We start from the raw sequence: 10,954 nt of genomic DNA on the forward strand, positions 1-10,954 counted from the left end.
AATCGGGCGATTGAGCAAGGAGGCAGGCATGGCGATGATCGTTCCGGAGTTTTGGGCGGAGGCTCGGGTTGGGGAGAGGTTTGGGAGGGGGCATGTCTCCGGGCGGCATTCGCTTACGGTGCGTCGCTTCGGTTGGTCCGACACCAGCCTGGCCGACGCGCAGGCGATGGCCGATGCGCGCGCCCGCGAAGCGTTCGACCGCATCCTCGCCGGCGAGTCCTTGGCCAAGCGCGACCCGCGGGTGCCTTACGACGCCGAAGGTCTGCCGATCCGCGAACCGGTCGTCGAACGCGACGGCGACTGCGTGGTCACCCGCAACAGCTACGGCGCGCGCTGTTTGAATTCGCCGAACGTCCTGTTCGCCGACATCGATTTCGCGCCGCCGGCCTCGGGCTGGCGCGCGTGGCATTTCTGGATCGCGCTGGCCGTCGGCGTGGCGAGCGGATTCTGGATCAAGGCCTGGATAGGCGTGGTGTCGTTCCTGGTCTTGCTGTGGCTGTTCTCGCGGATCGCGCGGGCGACGATGGCGCGTCGCCACCGCACCGGCGAGGGCGGCCCGGAAGCGCGCGCGATGGCGCCGGTGCATGCCTTCGTCGCGGCCAATCCGGATTGGCATTTGCGGGTGTACCGCACTCCCAACGGCTTTCGCCTGCTGGCCATGCATCGGCTGTTCGATCCGCTCGACCCGACCGTGCCGGAATTCTTCAAGGCCATCGGCGCCGACTCGTACTACGCCTTGCTGTGCCAGCGCCAACATTGCTTCCGCGCGCGGCTGAGCCCGAAACCCTGGCGCATCGGCATTCGCCAACGCATGCCGCCGCGCAGCGGCCTGTGGCCGATAGCGCCCGAGCGCATGCCCGAACGCGAGCGCTGGGTGGCCGAGTACGAGCGCAAGTCGGAAGGCTACGCGGCGTGCCGATTCGTCGAGGCGCTGGGGAGTCGTGACTACGTGTCGGCGACGCAGGGCGTGCAGCGGATGCACGATACGATGTGCAAGGCCGATCGGGATTTGCCGTTGGCGTGAGTCGGCTTGGCCGTTGGAATCGCGCAAAGCCGGCGAACCAGCGAAGAATCGAATCCGACCATGTGGGCACGAGACAAAGCATGCGGAACAGGACTGGATCGAAAGTCAGCGTGAGCAGGATCGCCTGGGCCTGCGGTTTGCTGGTGGTCGCGATCGCGGGAGCGCTCGCCGTGGCGGCGCTGGCGAGCCGCTCTGGTACGTCTGTCGCCGGCTTGAGCGAAGTAGAACCGCTGGCGATGATCGTCGATGAGAACCCTGATGCCGGAACCCTTCGCGCGCAACAGCGGGAGCGGCTGATCTTGCGGGAAGTGGGCGAGCTCGGTTCGGGCGACACGTGGGCTGGCCGTTATGTGTGGTCGTCCGGGTTTGCGTTTATCCGCATGTCGGTTGCCCCGAAGTCCGGCGCAGTCCTGCTCTACGGTACCGATGTGGTCGACAGCGGAGTACAACTGGAAGCTCCGTTGCGAACCGGGGCCGATGGCTCGATTCAAGCGCAGTGGAGCGAATTTACCCTTCGCGCGCGGATTCCGTTCGTCTCAGCCGCGCTGGTGCCGATCCGTTGGGGAGAGCGAAGGTATCTGGTTGATGCCGAACGGTTGCCGCAGTTCGCCGAGCAGATCAATCTCCGATACGAGCCGAGAGTGCACAGTATCGTCAGGCCGCCGGCTCTTGCGTTGTTGCGCGAAGGCGATGAGTTGAAACCCGTGTCCGGCTTGCCGCAACTTCCGAACGGCCCCTTGGCTGGCGTGCGTTTGGCGCCGGAACCGATCCGGGTGCTTGAGGTAGCGACGGTCGGGCGTCGTCAGGAAGAGGGCGATTGCAGCACCGATTATCGATTCGTCCTCGGCCAAGGCAGCAATCAAGGTCTGAGTATCGGCGAGCTGTTGGACATGAAAGCGGGTGAAATCCAAGGCCGCATACAAGTCTCCGATGTCGGCCCGGAACAATCGCGCGCTCTATGGAGTCAGGAGGGATGCGGCGAGTCGGCCGCTTCTTTGCGTTCGGTAAAGGTCGTTCGGCCGTTTTTCAATCCGGCCGAGGCGCAAATGGCGTTGGACGCAGCCTTGCTCGAACGATCGGCGCACGGGCAATCAAGGTGAAGCGCTATCGTCCGCGACGACAGCGAAGAGCTGTTGCCGGAGTTGTTTGAACACCTCGGTAGGCAGTTCTGTTTCCAGCGCCAGCAGTGATGCGCGCAAACTCGGAAGCTTTGCCGGGTCGAGCCGCCCGAACCGATAGGCCGCGCCGCTGGCCCAATTCCGCAGTCCTTGCACCAGCGCGGCCTGCACGCCTTCGGCTTGCGGTTGCGCCAGCGTGCGCAGCAGGAATTCCAGTTCTTCCCATTTGTCGAGCGTGGGCGCGGCCTGGACCAGCCGCGCGCGTAGTTCGGGTGAGGTTTGCAGCGTCCACGCCTCTTGCAGCGCGGCGGCCGACACCGGCGCGCGGCCGTGGCGGGCGGCTTTCAAGGCGGGTTCGAACAGCACGTAGGCGGCCGAACCCAGTGCCTGCGCGATCAATCCCGCCAGTTGCGGCGCCTTGGCCAGGATCAACCCTTGCAGGGCGTGGCTGCGCGCTTTCGGATGCGGATGGCCGAACCAGCGCACGAACAATTCCACGTCCTCGCTCCGGCCCCAGCTGCTCAGCGACATCAGCGCCTTGCGTGCGTGGCGGCCGTCGGGATCTGAGGCGAGCTCGCGCCAGAACGCGATGGCGTTTTCGCCTTCGCCGTAGCCGCTGTCGAGCAGGTAACGCGCCATCCCGCGCACCGAGGGCGAGCGGTCGGTCAATGCCGTCCACAGCACCGAGTGCGCGTCGGCGATAGCGAATTGCTGGACTTTGCGCAGGGCTTCGATACGCACGGCGAAGTGCGCGAATGTATTGGTGCGGGCGAGCGCCGCATCGCGTTGGGCCGGAGCCAGATCGGTGTCGATGGCGCGCAGCGCCGGCAGCGCGATGTGCGGGTGGGGGTCGAGCAAGGCGGCGACGACGGCCTGCTCGGCGCGTTCGGGATCGCATTCGCGTACCGCCGCGTAGGCCCATTCGCGCACCAGCGGCGAGGGATGCGCGGTGGCTTGCCAGCGCGCCAGGGCGTGCCGCGGCGCGCGCAGGCTGGGTTCGATCCGGCGGGTCCAGACGCCTTTGCGGAAACACATGCGCGCGCGCAGGCGCAGCGTCAGTTCCAGCGCTTCGAACAACATCGCATCGTCATGCTGGAGCAAACGGTCGAGCAGTTGTTCGGCCGCGCGCTGCACCGGCCCGACCCAATCGTTGCAGCCGATCAGCGCGGCGGCCAGCGCCAATCGGCCCGGATATGCCGCGAGCTCGCGCAGCGCGGGTTCGCGTTTATAGCCGCTGTCGTCGCAAGACGCTACGAACAAGCAGGCCTGAGCCAGCCGCGGGGTTGGGGTCAACGTGTCCAGGCGAACGACACCGCTCGGACAACCCGCGGGCTGCGAGTAGTAGTCGGAGATGTCGTACATGCGATCGGCCAGTTGCAGCAGGCGCGATGGCGTCAGCTCGAACAGGTCCTCGACCGCATCGTCGTAGGCCACCGCGAACGAGGGTCTGCCGAACAACGTCATCATCCCGGCGGCCAACAGATGCCGCCAGCCCGCCGGCACCGAGGTAGGGTTGGATGGAACGCCGTGGTCCATGGGGCAGATCCGTCTGCGCGGCCGGCGTCAGCCGGCGACCACGTGGATCGTCGCGCCGTGGCATTGCACCGTTTGCCCCGCGCGGATCTTGCAGGTCTTGCGCAGTTCGACCTGGCCGTCCACCCGCACCACGCCGCTGGCGACCAGGGCCTTGCCGGCGCCGCCGCTGTCGCACAGCCCGACCAGCTTGAGCAGTTGGTTGAGTTCGACGTGTTCGTGGCTGGAGTCGAGCGGGAAACGGATCGGTTGCATGGGGCGGCGACGGGTGAGGGCAGCACAGGGTCGCAGCGGCGGCGCCCGGGCGCAAGACGCGCGTGGACGGAGCAGCGCTCGCGCAACCGGAGCCCCGGGCGACCCGGGGCTCCGCAGAGGGGCGCTTAATGGTATTGCTGGACGATCAGTTCGCCGTGGTAGTCGTGAACGTCGCCGCCCTTGACCTGCAAGGTTTGGCCGATGCACGAGCTGTCGTTGGATTCAGCGAACGCCACCACGTTCACGTGCGTGTCGGTGGCAGGCGGATCGTCGATCCCGCGCTGGAACATCGAGTGCTGCGAGATCGAGAAATTGATCCCTTCGTCGGGATGCAGCGGCAGGTTCTCGCGCGCGCTCGGCCGTTGCGGCAAGTCTTTGATCGCGTAGGGCGTCATATACGTTCCATCGACGGCCTGCGCGCTTTTCTCGCGGACCACGTAGTAACCCAGCTGCACGCTGCCCGCGCATCGCTTGGTGAGCCCGGCCTGGAATCGCACTTCGATGGTGAGCGGGATGTCGTCGGTCAGGTCGATCGGGCCGAGGCTGTAGAGCACCAGCGGCTGGCGCGTTCCCGTCTGCGCCTGAGTGATGGGGATTTGCTGGATTTTCTCGCTGGTGGTCCGATGGAAGTAAGGCCCCGAGCGCGAGCGCGTTTGCGCCTGCGCCTGCAACACCCAGGCCGTCAGCAACGAAGCTGCGAGCAACAGCACTACCGGTTTGCGCGTATCGATCATCTCGGGCCTCGTATCAGAAGTTTTTGACGACCAGTTCGCCGTGGTACTCGTGGGCGTCGTCGCCCTTGAGCCGCAGGGCTTGTCCGATGCAGGAGCGGTCGTAGGAATCGGCGAACATCACCACGTTGAAGTAGGAGTTGCTGACCCGCGGCGCATTGTGGGGATAGGCGTAGGCCGAGGATTGCGAAATCGAATGGTCGATTCCTTCCTCCGGCCGCAGCGGGCGGTTGTCCGGCGGGCTGGCCCGCTCCGGCAGATCGATCACGGTGAAGCGGCTGACGTACAAGCCGTCGGTGGAATCGGGGCGGGTGGCGCGGACGATGTAATAGCTCAGGCGCACGGTGCCGGCGCAGCGTTTGGTCAGGCCGGCCTGAAACCTCACATCGACGTAGTTCAGGCGGTTGTAACGGGCCGGACGGACGTTGATCGGCCCCAGGCTGTAGACGATCTTGCGTTGCGGCGACGCGGTCGATGCGTAGCCGATCGGGATTTCCCGCGACGTCTCGGTCACGGTTCGGTAATAGGCATTCTGCGGATACGGCTGCGCGTGCAGCCGGGCCGTCGCCAAACAGGCCAGTATCAGCAACAGCGGTCGCGGATCGGACTTGCGGATCATCTCTGGCCTCCTGTCATCGGTTGGCGACGGTCAATTCGCCGGCGTGTTCGTGGGTCTGCTTGCCCTTGATCTGCAAGGTGGCGCCGACGCAGGCGCGGTCGTAGGAATCGGCGAACATCACCACGTTGTAGTGGGCGTTCTTGATCTCCAGTTCGCCGGGCTGGGCCATGTGGCCGGCCAGTTGCGAGATCGCGTGGTGGCTGGGCCGGTCGGTCGGTGTCGCCGGCAAATCGATCACGGCGTACCGGCTTAGGTACAAGCCGGCCGTGCCCTGCGGGCTGTTCGCGCGAACGATGTAGTAGCCCAGGCGCACCGCGCCGGCGCATGGCTTGGTCACGCCGACGTGAAACTGCGCTTCCACATAGGGCGACCAGCGGTTGTCGTACCACAGCGGTCCCAGGCTGTAGACCACGGTGCGTTGCGGCGATGCGGTCGACGCGTAGCCGATGGGAATTTCCTGGGCTTGCGCGGCGCTGGTGCGAAAGACTTCGGGCAGCCAGATTCTTCCTTCTTGCGCAGACGCGGCGGGGTGCACCGCCAGCGCGAGCGCCAGCAGTGTCGCTTTGTATTTGTCGATCATGACGGGCCTCATTGGGGAATGCCGCGTCGCCGTGACGGGCACGGCGACGTCGTGAGTTCCGGCGTGGCCCCCTGTTGGACTCCCCCGTGCGCCGGAGACGCATTGGAACATCGGCGCGGCGCAAAGCCAGCCGGCGCCTTGTTAACGATGTCGCGTTTTCGAATGGCCGGTTTGCGATGTCGTGACGTGCGAAGCAAAGCGGTTCGCCGCGAGGCTCGGGCCGGTGTCGCAGGTCGCGCACCGACCGTGCCTTGCCTGCCGCCGTACCGCTGCGGCCTGGACCGACCCGTGCCGCAGACGCCGCGCTGAGACTTGCGGGCGAGACGTTTGCACCGGCACCAGCGTACTCTCGGGTATGCAGCCCGGTGGCTGGTCCGGTCGGGCCTCGCCAAACCGTCGCGCGCTGATGCCCCCACTGGCCACACAACGAGGACGGCGATGAAGAAAGCCCTGTACGAACAACGCGGTCCGGTACCGCAGGACGTGATCGACGCGGTCGAGTTCCAGGCGCCGCCTTTGGCCGCGGGGCAGGTCCTGATCGAGGTGCTGGCCGCGCCGATCAATCCCTCCGACGTGCTGACCCTGACTGGCGAATACGGCCTGTTGCCGCCGTTGCCCGCGGTCGGCGGCAACGAGGGCGTGGGCCGGATCGCCGAAGTCGGCCCGGAGGTGACCCAGCTGAAACCGGGCCAGACCGTGCTGCTGCCGATCCAGGGCGGCACCTGGGCCACCCACATGGTCGCCGCCGCCAAACACCTGATCGCGCTGCCCGACGGCGCCGATCCGAAGCAACTGGCGATGATCACCATCAATCCGCCGACCGCGCTGTTGATGCTCAGCGAGATCGTCGAGTTGCAGCCGGGCGATTGGGTGATCCAGAACGCGGCCAACTCGGCGGTGGGCACTTACCTGATCCAGATCGCCAAGGCGCGCGGCTTGCGCACGGTCAATGTGGTGCGGCGCGAGTCGGCGGTCGAGGCGGTGCGCGCGGCCGGCGGCGATGTGGTGTTGGTCGATGGCGACGACCTGGGCAAGCGCGCGCGCGAGGCGACCCAGAAGACGCCGATCAAGCTCGGCATCGATGCGGTCGGCGGGCTGGCCACCCAGCACATCGCCCAGGCGCTGGGCGAGGGCGGGGTGGTGGTCAATTACGGCGCGATGAGCGGCGAGGCCTGCCAGATTTCGCCGGCCTCGTTCGTGTTCCGCGATGTCAGCCTGCGCGGGTTCTGGCTGTCGCGCTGGTTTCAGACCGCGACCCCGGCGCGGCGCGCGGAGGTGTTCGGCGAGATCACCCGCCGGGTCGCCGCGGGCGAGTTGCACGTGCCGGTGCAGGCCACTTACGGGCTGGATCGGATCAAGGACGCGGTGATCGCCGCGGCGGCCGGCGAGCGCGCCGGCAAGATTCTGATTCTGCCCAACGGGCCGGTGTAAGCCGGCGGCTGCGGGCTGGATGGAGGCGAGGCATCGATGAGTACCGAACTGCAGATGCTGGTCTGGACGATCGCGCTGGGGATCGTGCACTTGCTGGTCAACGCCGCTTTCATGACCGCCCAGCGCGGCGTGCGCTGGAACGCCAGCGCGCGCGACGGCGTGGCCGAGCCTTTGACCGGGGTGGCCGCGCGGATGGAACGGGCCTGGCGCAATTTCCTGGAAACCTTCCCGTTTTTCGCCGCCTTGGTGTTGGCGGTGAGTGTGAGCGGGCGCGGCGATGAGGCCAGTGCGCTTGGCGCGCAGGTCTATTTCTGGGCGCGGGTGGTTTATGTGCCGGTGTATGCGGCGGGGGTTCCCTATCTGCGCTCGGCGGTCTGGGCGGTTGGGTTGTGGGGGTTGTTGCAGCTGTTGTGGGCGCTGTTCTGAGACGGGCTGGGGGAGTCTTTGCGGCTCCGGTGGCGCCGGGGAGAGCAAAGTCAAAATGGGTTCCGGCTTTCGCCGGAATGACGGAAGGGGGGCTGCGCGGTTTTGTGGCGCCGCTTAGGCCGGGACCGATTCGGCGGCGGCGGAATCTTGCACGCCGGCCGGCGCGGATTCGGCCGCGTTCGCACACAGGGCCCGTTTGGCCGGGGCGCTGAGTTGTTTGATCGCGTACTCCGCGCGCAGCGCCGACGAACGGTCGGGGTGCTGGAACCGCGCCAGCAGGCGCAGCGGCGGGTGCGAGCGGGTGTAGCGCGCGCCCTTGCCGGCGGCGTGCTGGGCGTAGCGGCGCTCCACGTTCACGGCGACGCCGGTGTAGAGGCTGCCGTCGCGGCATTCGATGACATAGACGTACCAGGGCGACATGCGCCATAGCCTAGCGCGGCCGCCGCAAGCCGCGGCGCGGCTTACGAATGTCATGCCTTGGTCGAACCTCGCGGTTCATCACAACCATACGCTGGCGAACGTCATTGCCTAGACATGGCGCGCTCACCACAATGCGGAGTCCTCTCTGGAGTTGCCGCTTGAACGCCGACGCCGAACCGCAACATTCCGTAGCCAACCTGCGTCAGCTCTGCGCACGTTTCGCCAAGCCGCAACTCGGGCGGGCCGTCTGGCAGCTCGTCAACACCCTGGTGCCGTTCGCCGCGATGTGGGTGCTGATGGCCTGGAGCGTGATCGGCGAATGGGGCTACGGCTGGACCCTGCTGATGGCGATCCCGACCGCGGGCCTGTACGTGCGCACCTTCATCATCCAGCACGACTGCGGCCACGGCTCGTTCTTCGCCAACAGCCGCGCCAACGATCTGGTCGGCCGCTGTCTGGGCGTGGTCACCCTGTTCCCGTACGGCTACTGGAAGAAGACCCACGCCATCCACCACGGCACCTCGGGCAATCTGGACCGGCGCGAGATGGGCGACATCGAAACCCTGACCGTGGCCGAGTACCGCGCCCGCTCCTGGCTCGGCCGCCTGAGCTACCGCCTGTACCGCAGCATCCCGGTGCTGCTGGGCGTCGGCCCGGTCTACCAGTTCGTCATCAAGCACCGCTTCCCGTTCGATCTGCCCTTCACCTGGAAGCGCGAGTGGGCCAGCGTGCTGTTCAACAACCTGGCGCTGGCGGCGATCATCGTCGCGATGGGCTTCGCGATCGGTTGGCACACGGTGTTTATGGTGCATCTGCCGATCGTGCTGCTGGCCGGCGCGGCCGGCGTGTGGCTGTTCTACGTCCAGCACACCTTCGAAGACGCCTACTGGACCCGCAAGGGCGAGTGGGACTCGCACGAGGCGGCGATCGCCGGCAGCTCCTACTACGACCTGCCGGGCATCGTGCACTGGTTCACCGGCAACATCGGCTACCACCACATCCACCATCTGGCCAGCCGCATCCCCAACTACCGTCTGCGCGAGGCGTTCGAATCCAGCCCGCTGCTGCAGGCGGCGCCGCGCCTGACCCTGTGGTCGAGCCTGAAGTGCGCGCGGATGAAGCTGTGGGATGAGGAATTGCAGCGGATGGTGGGTTTCCCCAAGCGTGCCAGAGCCTGAAGCGACCGGTCCGCTCCCTCTCCCGCTGGCGGGAGAGGGTTGGGGTGAGGGCCGCCAGCCCGGGCCCAAAACAATTAGCATTTTAGTTAAATAAGCATCACTATAAGCGCACCCGCGCCGGCCCCGGCGCGCGCCCTTCCGCGGCGGTGCTCCCATGATGCAGGACAAGATCTTCGAAGCCCTGGCCTCCTCGCCGCGACGGCAGATCCTGGCCTTTCTGTCCGAACGCGAGCTCAGCGCCGGCGACATCGCCGCGCGCTTCGACATGAGCGCGCCGGCGGTGTCGCGGCATCTGTCGGTGCTGGTCAACGCCGGGCTGATCAGCAGCGAGCGCCGCGGCCAGTTCGTGGTCTACAAGCTGGTGCCGGACAATCTGGTCAACACCCTGAGCCAGTTCGCGTTCGAAATCTGCCCGGTCGGCGGCCCGCTCAAACGCGAAAGCCGGCGCGCCAAGAAGGCGGCCGGCTGAGCGTTCGCCAGCTGTCGTCCGCGCGTTTCACTCGCGCTCGAATCGCTTGATCTCCTCCAGCACCGCCTGCGCGCGCAGCAGGCTGGCGCCGGTGACGCTGTCGTCCACCCACTTGGCCAGGCGCGGCCGGCCGGGCTGGCGCGACCAGCGATAGAGCCCCCAACTGCCGAGCAAGCCGGCCACGCCGATCGCGCCGCCGACGGCGAACATCGCCGGCGCGTTGCGGAACAGATCCACGCCGAAGAACGTCATCATCAGCACGCTCAGGAACGGCATCCACAGCAGCCACCACACCAGTCCCACCGCCAGGCCGCTGCGGACATAGGTCTCGCGCAGGCGCGCCAAACGCTTCTGGATCGTCACCACCGGCGCGGTGTAGTCGTTGTCGGCCAGCAGCGCGTGCATCGCGCCGCCGCAGGCGATCAGGGCGATGCCGTACACGCCCACGATCAGCCCGAACGCGAACAAATGCGCGGTGCCCAGGTAACGCAGGCCGAACACGCTTCCCAGAATCACGCAGACCACCCCGAACGCCATCTGCAGCGCCTGGCCCCAGGCCAGCGGGCGCAAGCCGGACTTGATTCGCTGCCCGCGTTCCTCGCGCAGACGCAACAGATCCATCGAGTATTGGCGCTCGAGCTTGCGGTCGAGTTCCTGCCAGGCCAGTTTGAGATCGTTCAATTCCATGGTCGTCGCGCTCGCGGAAACGGTTGAGGGGGCGGTCGGTCAATCGGCCAGATCGTTGCGGATGCGCTGCTTGAGCCGGGCGATCTTGGTCGCGACGTTGGTTTCGCTCAGGCCCAGCACTTCGCCGATCTCGCGGTAGCTGCGTTCTTCCAGATACAGCAGCAACAAGGCGCGATTGAGCGGCTCCAGCGCGGCGATCAGGCGATTGAGCGCGCGCAGGCGCTGCTCGGTTTCCGGATCGGCGGCGCGTTCGTCGGCCAGGTCGTGCTGTTGTTCGTCCAGCGCGACCGAGCTGCGTTGGCGCGGCGCGTCGCCGCGCACGTGCGAGATCGCCACGTTCAGGGCGATGCGGTACATCCAGGTGGAGAAGCTGCGCGCCGGATCGAAGCCGGGGAACGCGCGCCACAACTGCGCGGCGATTTCCTGGGCGAGGTCGGCGCGGTCTTCCTCGCCGCGGCAATAGCTGTTGGCGACCTTGTAGAC

At 66.8% G+C, this 10,954-nt stretch carries 14 protein-coding genes; 6 read left to right on the forward strand and 8 right to left on the reverse strand.

From position 1 onward, the window contains the following. Together V7787_RS50700 and V7787_RS50705 are read left to right on the forward strand one after the other, a co-directional pair. Positions 1 to 1,024 (forward strand): hypothetical protein (locus tag V7787_RS50700; RefSeq protein ID WP_336095106.1); only part of this gene is annotated, 1,024 nt, incomplete at its 5' end. A gap of 110 nt (positions 1,025 to 1,134) precedes the next feature. Then, on the forward strand, positions 1,135 to 2,124 hold the full coding sequence (locus V7787_RS50705; protein WP_336095107.1) for a hypothetical protein: 990 nt from the start codon (positions 1,135 to 1,137) through the stop codon (positions 2,122 to 2,124). On the opposite strand, the gene V7787_RS50710 is transcribed toward V7787_RS50705, so the two are convergent. From V7787_RS50710 to V7787_RS50730, 5 genes are all read right to left on the reverse strand, one after another. Next, positions 2,116 to 3,678, reverse strand: coding sequence for a hypothetical protein (locus tag V7787_RS50710; RefSeq protein ID WP_336095108.1), 1,563 nt, complete (start codon positions 3,676 to 3,678; stop codon positions 2,116 to 2,118). The two genes, V7787_RS50705 and V7787_RS50710, sit on opposite strands and share 9 nt — an antisense overlap. Before the next feature lie 27 nt (positions 3,679 to 3,705). Next, on the reverse strand, positions 3,706 to 3,930 hold the full coding sequence (locus tag V7787_RS50715) for an RNA-binding S4 domain-containing protein (protein ID WP_336095109.1): 225 nt from the start codon (positions 3,928 to 3,930) through the stop codon (positions 3,706 to 3,708). Between the two features lie 125 nt (positions 3,931 to 4,055). Further along, positions 4,056 to 4,664 carry a hypothetical protein gene (locus V7787_RS50720; RefSeq protein ID WP_336095110.1) on the reverse strand — a complete coding sequence of 203 codons (609 nt, stop codon included), beginning with the start codon at positions 4,662 to 4,664 and terminating at the stop codon, positions 4,056 to 4,058. Positions 4,665 to 4,677: 13 nt separating this feature from the next. After that, positions 4,678 to 5,280 (reverse strand): hypothetical protein, encoded by a 603-nt coding sequence (locus V7787_RS50725; protein ID WP_336095111.1) that lies wholly within the window; start codon positions 5,278 to 5,280, stop codon positions 4,678 to 4,680. Between the two features lie 13 nt (positions 5,281 to 5,293). Further along, entirely contained in the window at positions 5,294 to 5,860 is a 567-nt protein-coding gene (locus tag V7787_RS50730; RefSeq protein ID WP_336095112.1) for a hypothetical protein, read from the reverse strand. 438 nt (positions 5,861 to 6,298) lie between these two features. Between V7787_RS50730 and V7787_RS50735 the strand changes: the two genes are divergently transcribed. Continuing rightward, on the forward strand, positions 6,299 to 7,291 hold the full coding sequence (locus V7787_RS50735) for a zinc-dependent alcohol dehydrogenase family protein (RefSeq protein ID WP_336095113.1): 993 nt from the start codon (positions 6,299 to 6,301) through the stop codon (positions 7,289 to 7,291). 36 nt (positions 7,292 to 7,327) lie between these two features. Beyond that, the gene (locus V7787_RS50740) at positions 7,328 to 7,717 is read left to right on the forward strand and encodes an MAPEG family protein (protein ID WP_336095114.1); all 390 of its coding nucleotides are present in this window, start codon (positions 7,328 to 7,330) and stop codon (positions 7,715 to 7,717) included. A 114-nt stretch (positions 7,718 to 7,831) separates the two neighbouring features. On the opposite strand, the gene V7787_RS50745 is transcribed toward V7787_RS50740, so the two are convergent. Next, positions 7,832 to 8,137, reverse strand: coding sequence for a GIY-YIG nuclease family protein (locus tag V7787_RS50745; RefSeq protein ID WP_336095115.1), 306 nt, complete (start codon positions 8,135 to 8,137; stop codon positions 7,832 to 7,834). Positions 8,138 to 8,295: 158 nt separating this feature from the next. Between V7787_RS50745 and V7787_RS50750 the strand changes: the two genes are divergently transcribed. Both V7787_RS50750 and V7787_RS50755 read left to right on the forward strand, forming a co-directional pair. Next, a complete protein-coding gene (locus V7787_RS50750; protein WP_336095116.1) occupies positions 8,296 to 9,315 on the forward strand; it encodes a fatty acid desaturase in 1,020 nt (339 codons plus the stop codon). A gap of 154 nt (positions 9,316 to 9,469) precedes the next feature. Then, entirely contained in the window at positions 9,470 to 9,784 is a 315-nt protein-coding gene (locus tag V7787_RS50755; protein ID WP_336095117.1) for a metalloregulator ArsR/SmtB family transcription factor, read from the forward strand. A gap of 27 nt (positions 9,785 to 9,811) precedes the next feature. On the opposite strand, the gene V7787_RS50760 is transcribed toward V7787_RS50755, so the two are convergent. Then, positions 9,812 to 10,471, reverse strand: coding sequence for a hypothetical protein (locus V7787_RS50760; RefSeq protein ID WP_336095118.1), 660 nt, complete (start codon positions 10,469 to 10,471; stop codon positions 9,812 to 9,814). Positions 10,472 to 10,510: 39 nt separating this feature from the next. After that, a partial coding sequence (locus V7787_RS50765; protein ID WP_336095119.1) for an RNA polymerase sigma factor occupies positions 10,511 to 10,954 on the reverse strand: 444 nt, incomplete at its 5' end.

Source organism: Pseudomonas sp. CGJS7 (assembly GCF_036961695.1).

What these genes read in the sequence shown, in the direction of transcription:
- V7787_RS50725 (WP_336095111.1), bottom strand. Translation starts at nt 5,280, where the DNA reads ATGATCCGCAAGTCCGATCCGCGACCGCTGTTGCTGATACTGGCCTGT.
- V7787_RS50745 (WP_336095115.1), bottom strand. Translation starts at nt 8,137, where the DNA reads ATGTCGCCCTGGTACGTCTATGTCATCGAATGCCGCGACGGCAGCCTC.
- V7787_RS50730 (WP_336095112.1), bottom strand. Translation starts at nt 5,860, where the DNA reads ATGATCGACAAATACAAAGCGACACTGCTGGCGCTCGCGCTGGCGGTG.
- V7787_RS50755 (WP_336095117.1), top strand. Translation starts at nt 9,470, where the DNA reads ATGATGCAGGACAAGATCTTCGAAGCCCTGGCCTCCTCGCCGCGACGG.
- V7787_RS50735 (WP_336095113.1), top strand. Translation starts at nt 6,299, where the DNA reads ATGAAGAAAGCCCTGTACGAACAACGCGGTCCGGTACCGCAGGACGTG.
- V7787_RS50715 (WP_336095109.1), bottom strand. Translation starts at nt 3,930, where the DNA reads ATGCAACCGATCCGTTTCCCGCTCGACTCCAGCCACGAACACGTCGAA.
- V7787_RS50720 (WP_336095110.1), bottom strand. Translation starts at nt 4,664, where the DNA reads ATGATCGATACGCGCAAACCGGTAGTGCTGTTGCTCGCAGCTTCGTTG.
- V7787_RS50760 (WP_336095118.1), bottom strand. Translation starts at nt 10,471, where the DNA reads ATGGAATTGAACGATCTCAAACTGGCCTGGCAGGAACTCGACCGCAAG.
- V7787_RS50740 (WP_336095114.1), top strand. Translation starts at nt 7,328, where the DNA reads ATGAGTACCGAACTGCAGATGCTGGTCTGGACGATCGCGCTGGGGATC.
- V7787_RS50710 (WP_336095108.1), bottom strand. Translation starts at nt 3,678, where the DNA reads ATGGACCACGGCGTTCCATCCAACCCTACCTCGGTGCCGGCGGGCTGG.